General features: G+C 44.7%; 17 protein-coding genes and 1 pseudogene. 8 read left to right on the top strand and 10 right to left on the bottom strand.

Features of this window, described 5'->3' with window-relative positions; genetic code table 11:
- Positions 1 to 66: 66 nt before the first annotated feature.
- Positions 67 to 867, bottom strand: a complete 801-nt coding sequence (locus A6D97_RS13725; protein ID WP_065584627.1) for a PhzF family phenazine biosynthesis protein — start codon at positions 865 to 867, stop codon at positions 67 to 69.
- Between the two features lie 575 nt (positions 868 to 1,442).
- On the opposite strand from A6D97_RS13725, the gene A6D97_RS13720 reads away from it, so the two are divergent.
- A complete protein-coding gene (locus A6D97_RS13720) occupies positions 1,443 to 2,474 on the top strand; it encodes a spermidine/putrescine ABC transporter substrate-binding protein (protein ID WP_017060025.1) in 1,032 nt (343 codons plus the stop codon).
- A 3-nt stretch (positions 2,475 to 2,477) separates the two neighbouring features.
- Positions 2,478 to 4,910: a bifunctional diguanylate cyclase/phosphodiesterase gene (locus tag A6D97_RS13715; protein ID WP_065584626.1), complete on the top strand. Its 2,433-nt coding sequence runs from the start codon at positions 2,478 to 2,480 to the stop codon at positions 4,908 to 4,910.
- A 230-nt stretch (positions 4,911 to 5,140) separates the two neighbouring features.
- Here A6D97_RS13715 and A6D97_RS13710 read toward each other — a convergent pair whose 3' ends face one another.
- Together A6D97_RS13710 and A6D97_RS13705 are read right to left on the bottom strand one after the other, a co-directional pair.
- On the bottom strand, positions 5,141 to 6,166 hold the full coding sequence (locus A6D97_RS13710; protein ID WP_017060027.1) for a GGDEF domain-containing protein: 1,026 nt from the start codon (positions 6,164 to 6,166) through the stop codon (positions 5,141 to 5,143).
- Positions 6,167 to 6,175: 9 nt separating this feature from the next.
- Positions 6,176 to 6,631 (bottom strand): hypothetical protein, encoded by a 456-nt coding sequence (locus A6D97_RS13705; protein ID WP_017064717.1) that lies wholly within the window; start codon positions 6,629 to 6,631, stop codon positions 6,176 to 6,178.
- A 462-nt stretch (positions 6,632 to 7,093) separates the two neighbouring features.
- Between A6D97_RS13705 and A6D97_RS13700 the strand changes: the two genes are divergently transcribed.
- From A6D97_RS13700 to A6D97_RS13675, 6 genes are all read left to right on the top strand, one after another.
- The gene (locus A6D97_RS13700) at positions 7,094 to 7,468 is read left to right on the top strand and encodes a cytochrome c (protein ID WP_029235248.1); all 375 of its coding nucleotides are present in this window, start codon (positions 7,094 to 7,096) and stop codon (positions 7,466 to 7,468) included.
- A 36-nt stretch (positions 7,469 to 7,504) separates the two neighbouring features.
- Positions 7,505 to 8,929 (top strand): cytochrome-c oxidase, cbb3-type subunit I, encoded by a 1,425-nt coding sequence (gene ccoN / locus A6D97_RS13695; protein ID WP_065584625.1) that lies wholly within the window; start codon positions 7,505 to 7,507, stop codon positions 8,927 to 8,929.
- A complete protein-coding gene (locus tag A6D97_RS13690; RefSeq protein WP_065584624.1) occupies positions 8,930 to 9,544 on the top strand; it encodes a cbb3-type cytochrome c oxidase subunit II in 615 nt (204 codons plus the stop codon). It begins immediately after the preceding gene.
- On the top strand, positions 9,541 to 11,697 hold the full coding sequence (locus A6D97_RS13685) for a cytochrome c (RefSeq protein ID WP_065584623.1): 2,157 nt from the start codon (positions 9,541 to 9,543) through the stop codon (positions 11,695 to 11,697). Before A6D97_RS13690 ends, A6D97_RS13685 begins: the two co-directional genes overlap by 4 nt.
- 266 nt (positions 11,698 to 11,963) lie before the next feature.
- Entirely contained in the window at positions 11,964 to 12,191 is a 228-nt protein-coding gene (locus A6D97_RS13680; RefSeq protein WP_004730426.1) for a PAS factor family protein, read from the top strand.
- Between the two features lie 282 nt (positions 12,192 to 12,473).
- The gene (locus A6D97_RS13675; RefSeq protein ID WP_004730424.1) at positions 12,474 to 12,656 is read left to right on the top strand and encodes a hypothetical protein; all 183 of its coding nucleotides are present in this window, start codon (positions 12,474 to 12,476) and stop codon (positions 12,654 to 12,656) included.
- Between the two features lie 171 nt (positions 12,657 to 12,827).
- Here A6D97_RS13675 and A6D97_RS13670 read toward each other — a convergent pair whose 3' ends face one another.
- The 7 genes and pseudogenes from A6D97_RS13670 to A6D97_RS13640 form a co-directional block, all read right to left on the bottom strand.
- Positions 12,828 to 14,120: an alpha/beta fold hydrolase gene (locus tag A6D97_RS13670; protein WP_017064721.1), complete on the bottom strand. Its 1,293-nt coding sequence runs from the start codon at positions 14,118 to 14,120 to the stop codon at positions 12,828 to 12,830.
- A gap of 396 nt (positions 14,121 to 14,516) precedes the next feature.
- On the bottom strand, positions 14,517 to 15,254 hold the full coding sequence (locus tag A6D97_RS13665) for a DUF3726 domain-containing protein (protein ID WP_017064722.1): 738 nt from the start codon (positions 15,252 to 15,254) through the stop codon (positions 14,517 to 14,519).
- Positions 15,251 to 17,076, bottom strand: a pseudogene (locus tag A6D97_RS13660) (hypothetical protein). The gene A6D97_RS13665 and the pseudogene A6D97_RS13660 overlap by 4 nt, the downstream one beginning before the upstream one ends.
- Positions 17,077 to 17,337: 261 nt before the next feature.
- A complete protein-coding gene (locus A6D97_RS13655) occupies positions 17,338 to 18,945 on the bottom strand; it encodes a BCCT family transporter (RefSeq protein WP_065584621.1) in 1,608 nt (535 codons plus the stop codon).
- A 232-nt stretch (positions 18,946 to 19,177) separates the two neighbouring features.
- Positions 19,178 to 20,173: a membrane dipeptidase gene (locus A6D97_RS13650; protein WP_065584620.1), complete on the bottom strand. Its 996-nt coding sequence runs from the start codon at positions 20,171 to 20,173 to the stop codon at positions 19,178 to 19,180.
- Positions 20,174 to 20,338: 165 nt separating this feature from the next.
- Positions 20,339 to 21,799 (bottom strand): aldehyde dehydrogenase family protein, encoded by a 1,461-nt coding sequence (locus A6D97_RS13645; protein WP_065584619.1) that lies wholly within the window; start codon positions 21,797 to 21,799, stop codon positions 20,339 to 20,341.
- A gap of 187 nt (positions 21,800 to 21,986) precedes the next feature.
- Entirely contained in the window at positions 21,987 to 22,385 is a 399-nt protein-coding gene (locus A6D97_RS13640) for a RidA family protein (protein WP_017060835.1), read from the bottom strand.
- Positions 22,386 to 22,408: the final 23 nt, after the last annotated feature.

Genomic DNA, 22,408 nt, shown 5'->3' with positions numbered 1-22,408 from the left:
GAATAAAACATACTAGGCGGTTACAACAAAACAGAGCAAACAGCGCTCTAAAGCTTCTATAAAAATCTAAAGCTTCAACACACCACTAATCACAGTGGTCGCAGAGCCGATTAACTTTATTCGCCCATTAGCCAATAATTCAGTCGACATATAGCCACCACGACGAGACGCCTGATAAGCACTGAAACTGCTTTTGTTGAGCTTTTCTGCCCAGTGTTGCGTCAATGCGCAATGTGCCGAGCCAGTCACAGGATCTTCATTAACCCCAACCCAAGGTGCAAAGTAGCGAGAAACAAAATCAAGTTCCGTATTTGCTGCCAATGCTGTCACCACTACACCTCGCCCTTGAATACCTTTTAACGCATCAAAGTTTGGTGAAAGCTCCAATAACACTTGTTCGTTGGAAACTTCGATTAACTGCTTAGAGTCAAATTCTCTGAATGAAACTACTTGATGCGGATCTAAACCTAGGTGTTCAAGCAGCGTGAGGTTGGGTTCAGAACGCAATGATAGCTGTGTACTAGGAAAATCAAGCTCGATAGACGATTCACAAACGGCGGCAGATAATTCCCCAGATAAGGTGTTAAACACGACCTTATCACCTGTCTCAAGCAGTCCTTGTTCTTTCATCACATGAACCGTTGCCAGTGTGCCATGTCCACACAGCTTCACTTCGACTTCGGGAGTGAACCATTTAAGCGTCATAGTGTTAAGCGCGAGAAAAGCCGTTTCAGATACCGCCATCTCTTCAGCGATTGAAAACATTAACGACTCATCCAACGGCTCTTTGGAGATACAGACCCCGGCAGGGTTCCCTTTAAACGCTTGAGTTGTAAACGAATCTACTTGATATATCTCTAAATCCACAATGGCTCCTAAATGCACAACATTTCCCAAACCGGCAATCATGGCTCGTTGGGACATAACCTAGATATTGCTGCCCACAATAAGCACAATCACCTTGTGCTACAAGTCTTTAGCAACAACTTTATCGATACTTATTGAGAAACGAAACAAATGATAAACAAAACGTTATAGAAGTGTTTTTAGGGATAAAAGAACATTAAACATAAGAGTAAATCGCGATGGCAAAACAAAGGAATAACGACGATTAATACGAGCGAAAACCCGAAAAAGGTAATCACCGCATCATTATTTAATGCTTAATATTTGCATAATAACTTGTAAGAATGGATATTATGAAGAATATTAATTTAAATAATCTATTCACGGACAATAAACTGGAATACGTACTTGTGTTGAATACGATACGACGGAGTCATCCTTGCCTCACACGATAAAGGTTCGGTATCAAGTAGGAGTAGCAAGTTGCTATTTGCATGAAATGCATGAAGTTGAAGTTAAATTAAGTGCCTAAATTTGAATCATGTTGCAAATTTTGGGCTACGATTTAGTTATCACGTACGAAAGGGAATCCGTCAGTGAAAGCGTTTTGCGTATCAATACTTGCGTCAACATCCTTTTTGGCTAGCCCTGTATTTGGCCAGCAGCATGATATTTATCTCTACAATTGGGATGAATTTTTATCTGACAGCGTCGTTACCCAGTTGAGTGATACCTACGGCATCTCACTAAAGCAGCAATATTTTTCTGACGAGTCCATTCGTGATGAAGTGCTATTGAGTGAACGACGAGGTGCGTTTGAATTGGTTGTCATTGAAAGTATGAAACTGAAAGCGCTGGCTAAACAGAACTTATTCCACAACCTGAGCGACTTGCAGCAATCCCTTTCAAGCAACTTTGACTCAAGATGGGTGGATGGGTGTGGCGAATATGGAATCCCCTACGCTTGGGGGACATCCGGCATCTTATACCGAAGCGGAAAAGTTGAGACTCCCAAGTCTTGGGGCGCTCTTCTAGACCCTGAAACCAAAACCAGCGGCCGAATCAGCATGTATTATGAGCCTACGGATTTGGTGAGTGCTGCGCTTCTGATGAATCAATTTGAGCCGTTTACCAACAACGAACAAGAACTTCGAGTCGCTTACAAAACGCTACAAGCACAGAAGCCTCACCTTGAAAGTAATGAATACGTTGTCGATTATATTCGTCATCCCGAACACTTGGCCAACATCGACCTCGCCTACGGATACTCAGGTGACAGCTATGTGCTTAATGATGCCGAACCTGAGGCATCTTGGGCCTACACAGTGCCTCTAGAAGGAACAACCTTATGGTTAGAGTGTATGGCTGCAATTAACAACGGAGAGCGATCTCCACAGGCAACCACGATTCTCTCCTTCTTATCGCAACCCGAAATCGCCGCTCAAAACGCAATGGATTCATGGTTTGCAACGCCAAGTTCAAAAGCAAAAGCACTCACTTCTCAGGAGTATCAAAACGATCCCGAGCTTTTCCCGAATAAAGAAGTATTAGATCGCAGCTACCTTTATCAGCCGTTAGAACCGAGTAGCATTCAAATTCGCAATCGTATTGTCGACAGTTTGAGATAACTCATGCCAGTATTGAAGAAGCTCTATTTTGTACTTTTACCAACGCTGACATTTGTGCTCCTGATAGCAGGAATCGTGATGTACAACTTCGCATCAAATCATGCTAAGCACATGTATTTGGACAAGGTGCAATCTGATGTGAACACCGCTTTAGTCGCGGCGGAATACGAGCAGCTCGGCTTGTCCTTACTAGTTAAAGATATCGGTTCTTCGTTGCAGTTCCTCCGCTACATTCAAAATCCTGGCGACTACACGACTCTATCGCTATTGGAAAAACGAGTACTCCGAGTATTAAGCCAGAATCACGTCAATCAATTTGGGCAACGCAATGTTTATATCGTGGACCCTAAGTTCAAATTAACGCTTTCGACTCTCAGAGCCGATCCTTTCGAGGGGCTAAAGATCCCTGACAAGATTTACGAAAGAGTCTTCGATATATACACCTCGTTAATCAGCAAAAATGAACTCTCCCACGAAGGCTTCTCTTATATCTCGATCAGTGGAGAGCTCAGATACTCGTATGTTGCAGCAATTGACCCTTACCTCCTTCCTCAAGACAAACGTGCAAGTAACAGTTTAAATCGCTACATCTTGATTGCTGACGGGCCTCTGATGCAACTCTCTAGCCTGCTAATCAAATACAATGACGATGACAATATTCAGTTCTTAATCGAGCCATCCTCAGACGCTGCCAACATTGAAAATACCCAATTCGTTATCAAATCAATTGAGCAAACCCAAGATAATATCAATGTGCAGATGACCAGCCGACATCTCATCGCGCAAGTAAATATTCGAGAACAAAAGTTCAACCATGAGAAAGCCATCATCGCTAAACAAACCTTGTTAGGTGGCTTTGGTACTCTCTTTACGATCATGTTGATCGTACATTTAGTGGTACGTTACCAACTCGTGCGCCCGCTTAAAGACTTACTGCAAGAGATATCGATCGGCGGGCTCAAACTTAGATACTTCAAACGCTCATCAGGGCAAAGTGAAGTTGATGGTTTAAAGAACGCGTACATAGACTCATTAACAGAGTTGAAGTTCGAAGCCGAATTCGACCAACTCACCAAGCTAGCTAACCGACGCTCTTTCATCAGACACCTTGATGTACGACTAAAAAGCTCGATGAGCCCACACTGCTATGTGGTTTGTTGGGACATCATCGATTTTCGTAAAATTAACGATCTCTACGGGGCAAAAGTTGGTGATAATGTACTGATAAGCTTAGCTAAAGCACTGAAAGAGACACTACAAAACCAACAAGCCTCTTTGGGCTTTAGTTGCAGTGATTACTCTTTAGCCAGACTGGGAGGGAATCAGTTTATCGCGATCTTGGAGATGGGTAAGAACCAAGTGATAAACGAAGAAATTGAGAACATCAACAATACGCTGACCGGCACCACCTTCCTTGACTACTATGGGTTTCGATTATCACTCGCAACAGGTGTTTTACCGCTCGACACGCCAAAGTTCGATGAGATTTGGCACCGATGCATCGATGAAATGTTAGCTAATGCGAAGTCTCATAGTGATGGCGAAAGTCGTATTGTTTATGGCGAAGAGTTGTTACATACCTTGGAACGCCATGACGTTGTAGAGAAAAGACTCTTAGAGTGCTGCGAAAGTGACAACTTTGAACTTCGCTTTATGCCTATTTTTAACGCCAAGACACTTCAGATAGATGGCGCAGAGTGCCTGATTCGTTGCCGTGCCTTATTTGATATCGATGCAGGCCCTAAAGAATTTATCCCAGTTGCAGAAAAGAGTAACCTTATTGCCAGGCTCGATATGTGGGTCATTAGCACCGCTATCAAAAGCTATAAAGAGCTTTCAGAACTTCATAAGTACAATGGCACTCTGTCGATTAATATCTCGGCGATGGAGCTCTACAACCGTAATTTTGCCGACAACATCCGTAAAGTACTCGAACGTTATAAAGTGCCACCTGGCAATATTATTATAGAAATAACCGAAACCAGTTATGTGAAAAGTACCAAGCTTACAGTCCAGACAATCGAGAGCCTCAGAAGCTTAGGTTTAAAGGTTTCCCTTGACGATTTTGGTACGGGCTACACAGCGTTTAACCAACTTCTCCACTACCCTGTGGATGAGCTCAAAATTGATAAGAGCTTTATCGATAACATGGTAGACGACAAGGCCGACCGCAAGATGGTCGAATCTATGGTTAACTTAGGCCACTCTTGTGACACGCTAGTCGTCGGAGAAGGTGTTGAGTCGATAGAACAGTATCATTACCTCAGAAAAGCCAACTGTGACCTAATACAAGGCTACCTCTTCAGTCAGCCACTCACTTATCTGGAATTCATCGAGTTTGTTCGAAACCATAACCCGCAAGCAATTTTAAACCCGCAGTCTGTTAGCAGTTCGAGATCTAACGAGCGAATCGTTGCACTCACTCAAAAGCAGTAACCTTAAACCTAAACCTAAACCTCAAAGCCTCTCTTCCTATTCAAGCGCGGAAAGCCACTATAGCTATAACTAGTAGTAGAACTATCTTCATCAGAGCAGGAGCTCTCTATTGGCTGCACATTGAATGAGGAGGCAAATAAAGAATGGCAAAAGCCATGATAGTGAAGCGGGAGAATGGTGAGCGTACAGTCAACAAAACCTAATGATCTAACTTATCGCTGATGCGGGGATTAACTCTGCATTGTCGTTAGTAGCTCCATCATATCTTTAGAGCTGATGTTCTTCTTATGCCTGACTACAGCGTCAATCATCAATTCTAAATTCCCCGCAGAGATATAATCCTTAAGCACGTCATTGAATTTTTCCTGTATCTCATCACTTGTGTACAATTGCTCAGGAATGAAGAATAGAAACTGACTGCCACTACTACGAAACGAGATAGTACTTTCCGGTACCTTTGCCGTCAGGGACTTAGCAGCTGAACTCACCACCAAGTCTCCATATTCAAGTCCATACTTTTGGTTTATCTCACTAAGGTTTCTGATTCTTACAAAGTAAAGGTCGAAATTACCGTTTGTTGGATAGCTGTTCTTAACAAACTGCATGAGCGAGACTCGATTGCGAAAGCCAGTAATGAAGTCGGTAGAATGAAGTTTTCGTTTGATGGCAAAGTCGACGTAAAAAATCGCTCCTGTCACAAGCAGTAGCAACACCAGAAATACGCTGCTTATCTGATGCATCATCACCAACTTGTCGACCATTGTGGTGTTTTCTTCAATAACCGGGCTTTGAAGTCGAAACTTTTCGTTAATAAATTCGACCAGCGTGTTGTAACAAATATCAATTTTCTTCTGCAGTGATTCCTTAGGCAAAGCGCCTTGATTCACCAACTTAATTGAGGATTCTAGCGACTTAAATTTCTCAAACTCTCCGGTGAAATAAGGTTTGAAGTTGGCAGATTTAATGAAGTTAGAAGATTCGGTACTGTTGATCAGAATATCAAAGCGGCTCCACGTAATATCATAGGCTAACCACAAATCGTCGTAATTGAGATTATCCGAACGGCTCACCATCAAGAAATTCGCGTATTCCTTTACCAATTGGAAAACAAACCATGTTGCCTCATTTTGGCGATTAGAAAAGCTCTTGTTGATGTCATTAATTCGAGTAACGCTGTAGATATTGACGGATAGAACAACCACGGCCAAAGACAAAACAACGACTTTGATTGCAGCCATAGACAACAGCTTCTTCATAATTAGCCTCTACAGGTGAATATCACGAATCTGCCAAATCATCTTGGCATGGAAATCAGGGGTATTAGTCTCAGGATTCGCAGAGAGTGGGTAAATCAACCAAAACGGGCCTTTTTCTCTCACAGACATAAACTCACCATTCTTTTTAATCGCAATGATGGGTTCATAGGTATCAAAATCTTCTTTGGGCACCGCAATTTTATAGTCATTCAATGCTACGAAAGTGACTTGTGATGATATCGGTAGATCCATATTTTCAAGCACCGTTTGTAACGTCACACCACTATAAACGGTCAGACCCTCGACCCAAGGCAAGGTGGTAGTAATTTCTTTTTGAGGAAGTGACAGGAGTTGCTCTCTACTAAAACCATGCTTTTGCCCGGAGTGGTCGAAAACCGTTAACTCTGAGGCTGCAAAAATCGAAAACGAGCAAAGCCAAAGCATCAACAAGAATACAGTTCTCATTCTAAACTCCATTTAAAAAGGTCACTAATTTGAGTCTAGTATAAATTGACCATTTAACTTGTACCGATACCACTCAGATTGATTGGTATCGCTTTATCCCTAATGCCCCTACACCTCGCTGTTTTTCAATAACTTCGCCGTTTCTCTGTCTCTTCCATCACCGCTCTCGTTCAGCTCTCCCTACCCGCTTGACGTATTCCTTCTCAACCGTCTAGTAACAAAAACTCGTATTTTACTCTGCGTAAGTAAACCAATAAGCCCTATGAATACGTATGAAACAACAAAATTAACAATAAATATGAGTAAGTCAGTAGCGAGAATGCTGGTTGCTGCATAACCTTTAATCGAACGTAAGCAGCTTTAAGAGACTTAATAACGAGTTCCAGTCGTTTCTACTTCACCAGTTGATCTCGTGTATTGATCTTAGAAAGCTTACTCATTTCATAATCAAGGGAATCGAGAATGAGTTTGAATATAAAAAAATTTAACCCCATGGCGACACTTTCTACCCTAGTAATGACGCTGGTCATGTTTCCTGTTTCTGCTGAAGTTAATCAAGAACAATTCGAATTAGGTAAACAAAAAGCTAAAGTGTGTATGACCTGTCATGGCGCTGATGGCATCTCAACACAAGATCCCTACCCGAACCTTCGCGGTCAAAAAGTGGGTTATCTCATCTCTTCATTGAAAGATTACCAGACTCGAGAAAGAACCAGTGGCTTAGCGATTCTCATGCAACAACAAGCCGACACGCTCTCAGACCAAGACATCCGTGACATTTCCTATTTCTATTCTGTGCTCGGCAACGAAGCAGGCTCGCTCAGCGATTCAAATTAAGTCAGCGATTCAAACCTCTAGGCAAGGAGCCTTGTTATGGAACAAGTGACAACGCAATACAGCATTAAGGTCGTGAAGTACTTCATCATTGCATCCTTAGTGTGGGCGATTGTAGGTATGATCATCGGCGTGATTCTCGCCGCGCAATTATATTGGCCAGTCTTAAACTTTGATTCTCAGTATTTCCAATTTGGTCGACTGCGTCCGCTACATACCTCTGGAGTAATTTACGGCTTCGTCGTGAATATCTTGATGGGGACGTCTTTGTACATTGCCCAGCGAACAGGCCATTGTGACTTGTTCAACAAAAGCCTTTCATGGATGGTATTTTGGGGCTGGCAATTCATCCTGTTACTTGCGGTCATTTCCTTACCCGCAGGCCACACTACCTCAAAAGAGTATGCGGAGCTTGAATGGCCAATCGACTTGATGATTGTGTTGGTTTGGGTGCTGTACGCGGTGTTGTTCTTTGGCACCCTTGCTAAACGAAAGGTCAGCCATATCTTTGTGGCTAACTGGTTCTTTGCTGCATTCATTATCGTCGTTGCAATGATTTTCATCGTGAACAACCTCGCGATGCCTGTGTTGGCGATGAAGTCCTACTCTGTGTTTGCAGGCGCTCAAGATGCGATTGTTCAATGGTGGTGGGGACATAATGCCGTCGGTTTCTTGCTGACCGCTGGTGTGATTGGTATGAACTACTATTTCATACCCAAAGCGGCGGATCGACCTATCTACTCGTACCGTTTGTCTGTGATCCATTTCTGGGGCTTGGTCGGCTTTTACACGTGGGCCGGAACGCACCATTTGGTTTATTCTTCTGTTCCCATCTGGATTCAGAACATCGGCATCGTTATGTCTTTGATCCTGTGGCTCCCTTCTTGGGCAGGCGCGTTCAATAGCGCAATGACCCTCCTACAAAATAAAGAAAAGCTGAAGTCCGACTACATTCTTTTATTCTTTTTCTCAGCGATTCTTTACTACTGCTTGGCAACATTCGAAGGTCCGCTACTCGCTATTCGCTGGTTCAACATGGTGGCACACAACACCGAATGGATCATCGGGCACGTACATTCCGCGGCTCTCGGATGGGTTGGGATGTCAGGGATAGCGGTTTTTTACTACTTCATTCCACGCTTATGGGGCCAAACCGATCTATGGTCACGACGACTGATTAAATGGCACTTTTGGCTTGCTCATGCTGGCGTCGCCGTCTATGCAATAGCACTTTGGATCGCAGGCATCGGCGAGGGATATATGTGGCTCGCTCAAAATGAAAATGGCGAACTGATTTACAGTTTTGTAGAAGCTATGGACTTTAAAGCACCTTGGCTATTCATGCGTTTCTTTGGTGGCGCGCTGTTTGTACTTGGATTGTTCTTAATGGCTTTCAACTTGTACAAAACGGTTCGTATGCCCGTAACAAATGATGCTAAACACACTGTTAATGAAGGAGCTTAAATGATGAGTAAAGACTTTACACATTCAATCGTCATTTTAATTTTGACCACTGTTGTCGTGGCCTCCTTCTCTTTATTGGTCTGGGTAGTGCCAAGCATTGTCCGTGGCGATGATATTGCCAAAGGCAGCTTAGCGATGCCTCTCACACCGATTGAGTTAGCAGGCCGAGACATATACATCAGTGAAGGCTGCCATGTTTGTCACACACAAATGGTTCGCCCTCTAGAGCCAGAAGTGAAGCGTAATGGTCGCCCGACCCAAGAAGCAGACGATATCTATGAGTTTCCTAACTTGTGGGGCTCTAAACGTACTGGTCCTGACCTCACTAACTTAGGTAGAAAGTATTCTGACCAATGGCATGCTATTCACTTAATTGACCCTCGAAAAGTCGTACCGACCTCGATCATGCCCTCTTACCCGTGGCTATTTGAGCAGACTCTGACTGGCGATGATATTAGCGCCAAAATGGAAGTGTTACGTACCTTAGGTGTGCCTTATACCGATCAAGAAATTGGTGATGCCCGTTTGCAAGTGAGAGGCAAAACCAAAGGTGAAGCTCTGATTCGCTATTTACAAAGCCTGGGTAAAGATACGTCACAGGAGGTATCACAATGAGCACATTCTGGAATCTATGGGCGGTACTCTTAACCTTAATATTCTTTGTTCTGATGGTGTCTGTTGTCGTTAAATACTGGCATAGCAATCACAAGGCCGATCACGACCACACCATTGGCACCTTTGATGGTATTGAAGAGAAAGATGCGCCTCCACCTAAGCTGTTATTTATCAGTTATGCAGTGGCATTTCTTTTGTCTGCGGGTTATTTGGTGCTCTACCCCGGGCTTGGAGAATGGGAAGGCTTAGTCGATTGGGAACAAAGCGACGATAAGCTCAGTTCACCATCCACCACTCTCAATGAGCAATTTGCACAAACCAGCGAAACCACGTTAGAGGGATTAGCTGCTGTCCCAGAGATCGTCAACAGCGGTAGGATTCTATTCCAAACTCACTGTGCCGCTTGTCACCGAGATAATGCACAAGGTCAGAAACACTTCCCTAATCTTATCGACCAAGAATGGTTATACGGCGGCAGTGATGAAGCTGTGATCCATTCGATTGCCAAAGGGCGAAATGGAGCGATGCCGGGTTGGAGTGAAATCATGCGCCCAGACGAGGTGGCAAAAGTCTCCTACTATCTAGCGTCTCTCAACCAACGTCATACCGATGTGCCGGAGATTAAAGTCGAGCTCGGTAAAACCTTGTTCGTCCAATACTGTTCGTCTTGTCATGCCGATGGTGCTGTCGCTAATCCAGCGGTTGGTGTACCTGATCTTTCCGATGATATCTGGCTTCATGGCGGCAGTATTGAAGAGATTCAGCACACCATCAATTACGGTTTGAACAACCTAATGCCTGCGTTTGATGAGCAGCTCAGTGAGAGCGAGATACTCGCGCTTGGGGCTTATATCCGACACGCTGGTGACGTAGAGCAACAAAGGCTTGCGAGTTTGAAAGCATCATCTGTTGAGCGCGGAGAATATCTCGCTTACGCCGGTGACTGTGTGGCTTGTCATAGTGCAGAAGGTGGCGAACCCTTTGCTGGCGGCCTACCGTTTGTGACCCCTTTCGGTACCGTGTATTCAACCAACATAACGCCACACACCACCGAAGGGATCGGGACTTATGACTTCGACGATTTCCGAGCTGCGTTAGTTGCAGGTAAAGGTAAGAATGGTTACCTGTACCCTGCAATGCCCTACACCTCTTATCAATACCTCACCGACCAAGACATGGTCGATTTGTGGGAATACATGCAGTCAATCACTGCCGTGCCACGACGCAATGATGACAACAGCATGATGTTTCCATCCAATATTCGCTTAGGTTTGCTTGGCTGGAACATCGTATTTATGGATACAGACCCTATTGATTATGAAGTACCAGAAGAGCTCAAAGGAGAAATTGAGGATGTCGATAAGTGGCAACAAGGCAAATATTGGGTCGCAGGACTTGGTCACTGTTCGGAGTGCCATACGCCAAGAAACATTGCCCAAGCACTGATACCAGAACGTATTTTCCAAGGTAACTTGATTGACGGTTGGAACGCGCCTGATATCACAGCTAATGAGCTCTACGTCGATGGTTGGGATGAAGCAACACTCACCGACTTTTTACACACCGGACATTCAGACAAAGGCACCGCTTTTGCGGGTATGGCTGATGTAGTGAAAAACAGCCTAAGCTTGATGACGCGTGAAGATATCGAGTCGATGTCCTATTACCTACTCAGTGGGGACATCAACAACACCATTGCCAGTGATGCCGTTCAGTTACAGCCTAAAGGGTTTGATGAAGCTGCGTATGCCAGTGAAATCTACACCACGTATCGTCAAACTTGTGGGGCGTGTCATGGTGACGATGGTAAAGGTCGCGACCCAATCGCCCCTACTCTGTTGAATAATGGCATTATCATGCACAGCGACCCATTCAACACCATTGCGGTAACCGTTCGCGGCTTGCAACCTACCTATCTCGACAAAGATCGAAACTTCATGCCGATGGCAAGTTTCGAGGATGTATTGTCGGATCAACGCTTAGCTGAGTTAATCACGTTTGTGCGTTTAAACCTTGGCGACCGAAATGAACCAGTCACGGCTGAACATGTTCGAGAGGTAAGAGAAACACTTGAAGCAGCGGGTTATGCGGGTGGATTACACACCACGCCTGAAATGTACGAAAATCGAGATAAGAACATTAACATACGATAGGCGCTGTAGCTGTGCGTAGCCGATTGGCTCAATAAACAGCGAACAGCACGTAACTTTTATCTTTGCTAACAAGCCAAAAGGAGACCACTGTGTCTCCTTTTCTTTTGCCCAAACCCAAGTTTTCGATACTTTGCCATACAACACAATTGTAACTAACTGATTACACAATTAAGCAGAGCTGCACATAATGCGATCAATCTCGCAGAACAAAGATGACACCAAGTGCATAATATGCAAAATTTTCTAAAGATGTACTAAGGACAGTTATGGATACAACTACACTCATCTACGATACGTTGGAAGGCCTGTCGAGCGCAAAGCCACAGCAACACGCTCAAATCCGCCAAAATCTATATAACCAATTAGATTTATCATTTGAGAAGCAGTTGGCTTTATATTCATCAGTTCTTGGTCCAGCAAGTGCTGGTAGATTGACCGACTTGGATAGTGCAGTGATGTCTGCACGCAAGATTGTTGGCTTAGAAAACAGCTAAGCAATCTTCAACCTATCTCAACTTTAACGCTGCCATTGTGCAGCGTTTTTTTATGGACGCTATTTACGATAAGTAAGGTTGGTTACGATAAATGCTGTTAGTTGCGATAAATACGGTTAGTTGCGATAAACGCGGTTAAGAAGATAAGTGCAGTTAGGTCTGTTTTTCAAGTTACACGCATTCTCATTTGGTTAATCTTATGTTCCATTTTTAACAGGTGTGTAACCACAATAATGGCGCTAATGTTAGTAGCACGTTAACCACACATCGGATGGAAGAATCATGAGAGTACTTATTGAATATACACAAACAGGCAAATACCGTGATCATGCGTGGGAAGCATTAACGATTCGTTCAAAAGGCGAAATTCAAGCTGTGACTCCCTCTTATGCGGCTCAACTTATCGAACAGAACCGCGCCAGCTTATCGACCACTGAAAATCAAGATATCGTCATCCAACCTTAATGGCTTCAAGGGCTACCCCTCCTAGTTCCTTAAATCGAATAGTTCGATGACATAAAAAAACGCTGCATGGGTGCAGCGTTTTCTTGTTTCTGGCGTATCGTATTTCTAACGTAGATAGTTTCTAAAGTAGAAAGCTTCTAACGCATCTTGTTTCTAGTGCAAATAGCTTGATTACTTTGGCAGATTTTCTAACGCTTCAACCATCGTCATCAATTTATCGACAATCCTTTCGCCGTCTACTCGCAAGCCATTGTGTTCATATTCATTGGTGATCCACGCTTTCGAGTTAGGAATGTTCGCCAATGTTTCACGGCTGTAATCCAACTCAACGTACATGTCATCGGCGTAAACGGCACACGCCATTGGCACTGTATTCTTGCTCAACTGCTCTGCGTTGTACAAAGTGCCCCAGTCCGACTTTTCAGCCAACATGTTCGCGGCTTCACGCAGTGGCTTCAGCGTTTCAAGTTGGTCGAACATCCATGGGTACACCATTTCACCAGTAAACCAGAACTCACTGCCCGATTGGTAGTTGAAGTGTGGGTACTGCTCACGAACACGATGTGCAGACCAGTTAGACGCTGTACCTTGACAGTAAATCGATTCATGCAAGATTGCGTAAATTGGGTTAGTTAAGTAACCCTGCTCTTGCTGCATTTGATTTAGGAAGCTGTAGCTCAGCTGTCTGTTACCGTTCACTTCAACAAACGCACTCTCCAGTGTAAAATACATTGGAAGGTTTGCTTCGCCGCCACCAAGATTAATACCTATTAGCTGGAACTGTTCAACTGTGAACACCTGACCGTTTGGCAGTCTCACATCGTTGTTGAGCAGGTAATCAGAGATCTCGCGACACATAGCTTGTGCTTGTGGGAACTGAGCAAAGAAAGCTCTGTTTTTGTCTTCTACACGCTTGTAAGTCGCACGATAAACATCGTCAGCTTCTCGTTCAATAGAAGGAATGCCGCCCGTCACATAACAACGCTGCAAGCTCTGTGGGAACAGTGACAAATAGCTCAGTGTACAGAAGCCACCAAAGCTTTGACCAATCGTCGACCATTGCTTAATACCAAACTGTTCACGAATCGCTTCAGCGTCACGAACGATGTTATCCGCTCTGAAATGCGTTAAGTATTCGACTTGTTGTTCTGGAGACAAATGCGCCAAAGTTTCATGGCTGATAACCGTGCTGTTGCCAGTACCACGTTGGTCTAGAAGCAGAACACGGTAGTTTTGTAATGCACGCTTTAGCCAACCCGATTGACCACTCACCCGTGGAGAAGGAAAACCTGGGCCGCCTTGAAAGTAGATCAACCACGGCAGCTCTTGCTCATCTTTAGCGAGATCAACCAGCTCACGTGCGAAGACTTGGATCTGTTGTCCATCTTTGGCTTGATAATCAAGTGGCAACTCGAAAGAGTGCTGACGGTACAGGGTGGTTCCATCAATAAAGTTAGCTTGCACGCTTCATTCCTTTTTATCTGATTCTAAAGTCATTGGTACGAATAAAAATGGCACCCTTTGGCACCGTAGTTAGCAAGATACGCATACTAGCTTGTAAATGAAACCGTTTGTTGAACCTGAATGTGAAGGTACTTCATTAAATCGCCAAATTAGCTTTATACGCGTAACAACTTGTGTCAAAACAGAGAGTTTAAGATGTGATCTATTGAGAAGAAGAACAAAAGTGGGACACAAATAAAAAGAGCTTAACGAGGTGAGGATACGTTAAGCTCTTTGGTTTTATCTGTTGTAAATGAGGTTTTTAGGTTGAACAAGCTCAGGCTTTATAGGTTTAGTTTCTATAAGCCAAAGATCTATAAACTGAGCTTCTGTAACTTATAGCTCTATAAAACAAAGCTAAGAAGCCTCGAGCTCACCTGCACCTTGAATTGAACGTTGGCTGTTTTCAACAAGGATAGCCGTCGCCGTTTCTTTCAACGCGCCCCACTCTCCATCGTCAACTTCAATGCCCTCGTTCCACGCCTTCTCTTGAGTTTTAAAAAGCGCTTCCGATTCAATGTGTGTTTGGTAGCCATCTGACAAACGTTCGATATCGAAATCCTGGACGGAAAGCTCGATGGTCATATTGTGGATATGATCGTCCGATGCCAGAGGCAAATCTGATAAAAACAGTTCTGGTGCAACGCAACCACGGTTAAGCACATACAAGGTGCTCTTAGGATTTGAGCCATTATCCCAACGTGCGGTACATGCGATGCCTTTCGCTGCCAGTTTTACAAGCTCACTGTACGCTAACCAACGGTTATGGCAGTTGTTTAGCTCGATTTTCAGCGTCTTTTTACCGACCATTTTTTCAATGGCGTAATCCATCACCACAGGAAGATGACACGCTAAGCTCGCCTTGTGCAGGTCCACTTCAACTGTGTTGTCGCTTGTCACTTGGATGTCTACAGGGCAATCGTCTTCTAGCCCCATAAAGTTGCTCGCATTGTTAAAATGACGAACACCATCCAAGCCAACCATTTGTAAATCTGCCACCATGTTCGCTATCACATCGGCTTCACCACATGTACGACGCATACCCAGAAAGGCTTTATTAACGGCCGCTACCAGTTCATTGTGAGAAACGATCATAACGATTTACCTCCATGTTGAGCGTTGATATGTGTAGGAACTTTATTTGAGTCAGCGATCTCCGCTTCACTTGGTAAGATTGGGAACACCCATTCGTCCTGATGAATTTCATCAAGCAACGGTGCACCTTGGAAAAACGTCACTCGTACCCAACGGTCTGAGCGAGGATCAAACTTAGTCGCTCCAAACATCGCTAGCTTACAACGCAGCAAATGCATTGGTGGCGAGTCTTGGTGCAGCACGTTCATTTGAATGTCGCCCATCGCCTTGTTACCTAACGTCCACACACGGCGCGCAATGGCACGATGCTGCGGTTGTTTAACAAGGAATTCAGCCAATGAAAGCTCTGGCGCGAATTGCAATAAAGCATGGTACAGACGGTAAGCTTGACGGCCGATATCCAACGGCAGTTCGCGCTCTTCGCCGAGTTCCTCGCCTCGAACACCGAGCCTTGGCTCTTCTTTGTCCTGAGAGCGATACCAGAACCAGTAGTTATTTTCTGCTTTCGTAAAGTCAGTCGTGATCGCCCAACGGTACTTTTCTTCTAACACAACCAATAGGTCTTGGATCTTTTTGCCACTAGGAAGCGAGAGTGTTTCGCTACAATTCATTTGCTCTTGATGGGCGTCCACTAATTCTGGGTACAATTCCATCAAGCATGAGATAAGGATTTCTTGGGCTTCCATACTCATGTGCTTAGATTGTTCAACTAACTGCGCCCATGTATCGCAATGGTTTACAGAAGCTTCTAGTGACTGTTCTGCGTGTTTCAACTCATCAACAGCGGTTTTGTTCAACTCTTGCTGATTTTCATTGATGGTAACAACTTGTTCTAAATGACAAATCGCTTTTTTAACTAATGTACGTAGGGGCTCAATCAATGCCGTATCCGTGTGATTAGCTAACACGTCAGCTAATGCATGCTCACGGGTTGTCATCCATTGATCGACAATACTTGGGTGGTTAATCAAATATGGCGCCATACCTAAACCTGTGGCATTACCCACACCTAGGTAGCGTTGTAAGCCTCTGTGCAAGGTAATCGCTTGTTCACCGCCTTGTTGCTCCGCTAGGTAATGAACCCAATCTAGGCTGAACTCACGCAGCATATAAACAGCACACATTTGAGCACTGAACGATTGATTAAAATCTGGATTCTTTTCCAAGATTTTAAAGTCAGCAATACCAAACTTACCATTACCATAAACCGCTGTGGTTCGTAGGATGTAGCCAACTTCCGCTAGCTCTTTTGGCGTTGGTTGAACACCTTTAGCCAAGTGACTAACAATATGTTCAAACACTCGTACACTTTTGTTGGCACGCGCTAAAACAAGCACATTGTTAGGGTTACGGCCTGCTTCTTGTAGCGGTACATTCGCACGAAGTCTCTCAAGTAGGGTGACATCAACATCACCAAGAACCAAAGCAAATGTTACGTCCCACTTTTCAGCAATTACACGGTCATTTCGTTCGTCGTCTGCAATCTCATCGCAGAACACAACCAAATGATAAACATGGTTTGGCGTCTGTAGCTTATAGATAGCATGACCATACCCTTGAGGGTCTAATTGCCACTCATGTTTAGTCACTTTCCATTGCTGTTGCGCCATTTTACGAATCAGAGTTCTTACGAAGCTGATGCGTGTTTGGTGCATAGCACCCAGTCTTTCCGGTGCCATAACGACCGTTGCGTCACGTAGTGCTGATTCAGTGTAGGTAGAACGATGTGCATCCATTTTGCTCACCACCTTTGTAGTTATAAGGGTTTTGCTAGCCATTCAGAACCGATCGTTGCTGTCTTTTGAAGCGTGTATAGCGACAGGATGTTGGTTAGCTTTCACGTTTTAATCGTTATTGATGTTGTCGAGGCAAGCGAACTCGCCCCTTATTATTTGTCCTGACTAGATCTCTTGACCTAAATAGTTGCCGTCCGATGTATCTTCACCAGTACGGGTTTTCTCTTCCTTTCGGAATCTGGTATCAGCCTTATTTCAAAGGCTGATACCTTGCTTCTCTTTAATTTTTAGAGAGCGTTACCTCTACAGTTTCTTTACAGATCCTGCTTTTCTACAAACTCTGCTTTCTACAAACCTTGCTCTTTCGCCATCTTGATTGCGATTTGAGGCGCATTCCAAAGCGATGGCAGTAAGATTAAGGACACCGGAACCGCTGTAATTACGATGAAAGATTGCAGCGCTGAAATACCACCAGAGCCTAGAGAAATCAGAATCAACGCTGTTACGCCCATCATCACGCCCCAGAAAGTACGGATGATTGCATTCGGTTCTGTCTCACCACTAATTACAACACTGATGGTGTAAGTCATTGAGTCGCCAGTCGTTACGATGAAAATCGTGGTTAAGATCAGGAACAAGATAGAGATAAGCATCGGCATTGGAAGTTGCTGAGTTACCGCCAACAGAGCACCTGGTAAGTTAAAGCCTTCAAACGCTTTACTTACGCTGCCTGGATCTGCGATTTCGAACGCAAGGCCAGAGCCACCAACAATCGTGAACCAGAAACAAGTAACAAACGGTGCAACTAAGCTAATGGTTGAAACCAATTGGCGAATACTACGGCCACGTGAGATACGTGCGATGAAGATTGCCATCATTGGGCCGTACCCTAGGAACCAACCCCAGAAGAACACAGTCCACCAACTCAACCACCCCTCATCACCACGGTATGTCGCCATTGGGATGAAGTTATCGATCATGCTACCTACACCTTGAATGTAGCCGTTAAAGATAAAGTTTGTAGGGCCAAAGATCAGGATGTAAACCATCAGTGCCATTGCCAGAATCACGTTGTATCGGCTTAGCATTTGCATTCCGCGGTTTAGACCGCTTAATGCTGACATTGTGTAAAGAACGATAGCGAACAAGATGATGATAAGCTGCGTTGTGAAGCCATCAGGAATCTCAAACAGTGCGTTCAGTGCGTAGCTCACTTGCAAGCCCAAAAACCCGATAGGACCAATAGTGCCTGCCGCTACCGCGACAATACAACATGCATCAATCAAAGCGCCGGTGTGACCTTTCAGCGCGCGTTCGCCCAATACTGGATAAAGCAGAATTCGAGGTTTAAGCGGTAAGCCTTTGTCATAGTGAAGGTGCATCACCACAATAGACGTTAAGCTGCCGACGATTGCCCATGCTAAGAAACCCCAATGCATGAAAGATTGCGATAAAGCGTTCACGGCACCTTGCTGTGCGTTCTCTTGTGCACCGTACAATGGTGGTGGACTAACATAGTGAGCAATCGGCTCTGCTGCAGCCCAAAATACACCGCCACCCGCAAGTAACGTACAGAAGATGATCGCCATCCAACGGAAGCCGTCCATTTCAGGTTTCGCGATGCCGCCAAGGATAACCTTACCTGTTCGCCCTGCCGCTAGGCCAAGACCAATAAGAAAGGTCAGAAGAAGAAGCATTTGCCAGTAAGGACCGAATACTTTTACCGACCACGCAAAGCCCGTGTTTACTAGGCTTGATAGTAGTTCGCCGTCAAATAAAGCAAGTGTCACGAACAGAGCGATAAAGCCGCCGCTGTACCAAAGTGCTGGGTTGGATAACCCTAATTTGTCTGACGTAGATTCAGACTGGTTTGTGTTGCTTTTTGCATTACGTGTTGTGTGTGCTTGACCCGCATTTAAGCTTGGAGATTTCACGCTATTGGTTAAATCAGACATACTCTGACTCCAGAGGTTTCTTTGCAGCTGTCATAAAAATGATGACTACAAGGGTGTATTTAACACCTGCCCTATTATTTTTTGTGTTGGGCAGGCTAATCCATGTTTGGGTTACCGCGTTGCGAAATAGACCGTTGTTCCTTTTAAATAGTGAATTTAGTTGAAGCAGTTCTCACTAAGTGAACGTGTTTAGCAGACTGCTCGTTAGATGCTTATTAGTAAGAAGCGCAGCTTAACTTTGGCTTTGAGGCTCTAAGCCATCTTTCAAAAAGTTAAACCAGTTTTCTCCTAAGACTTGTCCAGCTTCAGACTCGCTAAAGCCGTGACGCATCAATCCGTTATATATGTTTTCCATACCTGAACTACCACAGAACCAAGGCAGTGCCTCAGGCCAACCTGAATTGCTTGCAGAGCCTTCACCGTAGTCCATCGCTTTAGACCAACGACCATTTCTCATCCATTCAAGAACGGCTTGAGGTTGGTTTAAACACAGGTCACTGCCAATACCCAGATGTTCAACGCCCACCATGTCAGCAGTAGTCGCAACCATCTGGCAGAAGTCTTCCAAGGTACATTGGCTACCATTAGGTAGGTGGAATGGGTATAAACTGAATCCGATTAAGCCACCACGAGCGGTGAGTGCTTTAATCACATCGTTTGATTTGTTACGCAGTGCATCATGAGCAAATGTTGGGTTCGCGTGACTGATACAAATAGGACGAGAAGACAAGTCGATAGCTTCAAGTGTTGAGCGCTCTGCACTGTGAGACATATCTATGATCATGCCCACTCGGTTCATCTCTTCGATGGCTTGTTTACCAAAGCGAGTAATACCTGTGTCGTTCTTCTCGTAGCAACCCGTCGCCAATAAGCTCTGGTTGTTGTACGTCAGTTGCATGATCAAAAGACCTTGCTTACGCATCACTTCGATAAGACCAATCTCATCATCGATTGGAGAACAGTTCTGAGCGCCTAAGAAAATGCCGACTTTGCCAGTTGCTTTTGCAGTCTCAACATCAGCCATTGAGTGAATCGGCATGATAAGGTCTGCATTCTGCTCGAATCTTAAGTTCCACTCTGCAAAGCGAGATAAGGTTTCACGAGCTGTCTCGTGGTAAACCGCGGTAGCGTGAACTGCTGTAATGCCGCTCGCCTTTAGTGTTTGGAAATATTCTCTGTTCCAATTGCAGTATTGCAATCCATCTATAACAATCCGTTGCTGGTACATAACCACTCCTATTGAAAGCTCAGTGTTCTAGCTCGGTTTTGAAAACACGCTCAAGTAACATGTTTTCAAAAATGGGTTAAATCACTTATCTAAGTTCGTTTTCTGTTTTGGTTTGAATGTTGGCCTGACTCTGTGAATCAGGCCAATTCTTATTTAGAAAGCAGATTAGTAAGGACGCTGGTAAGCCGTCTTCACTACTGTGTAGAACTCTTTTGCGTATTGACCTTGCTCACGAGGACCGAAGCTAGACTCTTTACGACCGCCAAACGGTACGTGGTAGTCGGTACCAGCGGTTGGTAGGTTGACCATCACACAACCAGTTTGAGCTTGTTGTTTGAACAGTGCGCTCGTACGTAGGCTTTGAGTGATGATGCCGCCAGTTAGGCCAAAGCGAGTATCGTTGGTTGTCGCAATCGCTTCGTCCAAGTCAGCCACTCGAATCACGCTTGCCATTGGTGCGAACACTTCCTCTTGGTTCACTTCCCAATCGTTCTTAGTGTTCAAGAACAACGTTGGAGACATATAGAAACCTTCGTGTTGCATGCTCAAGCGTTCGCCGCCGAATGCTAGCTCACCGCCACTTTGACGCGCTTTCTCAACCCAACCTAGGTTTGCTTCAAGCTGGTTTCCGTCAACAACTGGGCCCATGAACACACCCTCTTCCAGTGCGTGACCCACTTTCAGCTCGCTCATACGTTTAATCAGTGCTTCAACGTATTGGTCGTGAATGCTATCCATAACCACAAGGCGAGAAGACGCGGTACATTTTTGGCCTGCGCCAGAGAAAGAACCTGCAATCGTTGCATCAACCGCAGTTTGGATATCAGCATCGTCAGCAATAACAAGTGCGTTCTTACTGCCCATTTCTAGTTGGCATCGAACGAAGTTTGGCGCTGTAGCCGCTGCCACTTTACGACCCGTATCAACAGAACCGGTAAAGCTCACACCGTTCACTTCTTTAGAGTTGATCAGTGCATCACCTACTGTTGAACCGCTACCCAGTACAAGGTTAAACGTACCTGCAGGGATACCTTGGCGGTGGATGATCTCTGTAAGCGCGACCGCACTTGCTGGTGTTAGGTTTGCTGGTTTCCAAATAACGCTGTTACCGAAAGCCAATGCTGGAGCAATTTTCCAAGCTGCTGTTGCTGTCGGGAAGTTCCAAGGAGAGATAATGCCGATAACGCCCACCGCTTCGCGAGTCACTTCAACAGAAACACCCGGGCGTACAGAATCTGCGTTGTCACCAATTTGGCGAAGCACTTCAGCCGCAAAGTATTGGAAGAACTGACCTGCACGGTAAATCTCACCGCGACCTTCAGCAAAAGGCTTACCTTCTTCACGAGATAGCAAAGTGCCCAGCTCATCACAACGGGCAATCAGCTCATCACCAATCGCTTGAAGCACCGCTTGCTTGCGTTCAATCGGCGTTTTTTCCCACTCTGGTTGAGCGTGTTTCGCCGCTGAAATCGCTTGTTGAACTTGTTCAGCACTTGCTTGTGCAAAGTTGCCAATATTTTCAGAAATATCTGATGGGTTAATGTTCGCTACGGTGCTTACACCCGCTTGCCATTCGCCGCCAATGTAAAGTGCGTTTTCTGCTTGAACATTCTGTAAGTGAGTCATCATTCTGTCCTTGTAACGTTAGGTTGCGGTTGAGTCTGGCAACCATCGGATTAATTAATAAATTGTTAATTCATATAGAGAATAAGTATTAATTTTGTATCTAGACGTAAAACTATTCGCTTGTATTAGTAAAGATCTGCGTAGACAAACAGCTTTGATTGGCAAATTGCCTCAGTTCACAGTCCATTTATTCAGGTTGAGACGCCGATGCATAAACCACGAACTCAACCAACATCTCTTCTCTAGCTAGCCCTGCAACAACGACTGCTGCACGATTTGGATAAGGTGCGTTGAAGTATTCTCCGTATACGCTGTTTACCGTTTTCAGGTATTCACGGTCAGTCACGTAAATCAGAACCTGCAGCACAGAATCCATCGATTCGCCTGCACACTCCAAGGTATGAACAAGGTTGTTAAAAGTCTGACGCGTTTGCGCTTCAATACCGCCTTCTACTACTGCGCCCGTTTCATCGATTGGAATCTGCGCAGTGTATAGAGTGCCGTTATTAACGATTGCCCACTCTAGTGGTGCTTTTGAAGCAAAAAGAGAGGTTTTTACTGGGTGTTTTTTAGTTTGTGCGTTCACGATTTCATCCAACTTTGTAACAA

This window comes from Vibrio sp. ZF57 (assembly GCF_001691235.1).
In the GTDB taxonomy this organism is placed as follows: Bacteria; Pseudomonadota; Gammaproteobacteria; order Enterobacterales; family Vibrionaceae; genus Vibrio; species Vibrio crassostreae_C.
The sequence above is the reverse complement of the archived record's forward strand: the minus strand, read 5'-3'. Positions and strand labels throughout refer to the sequence as shown.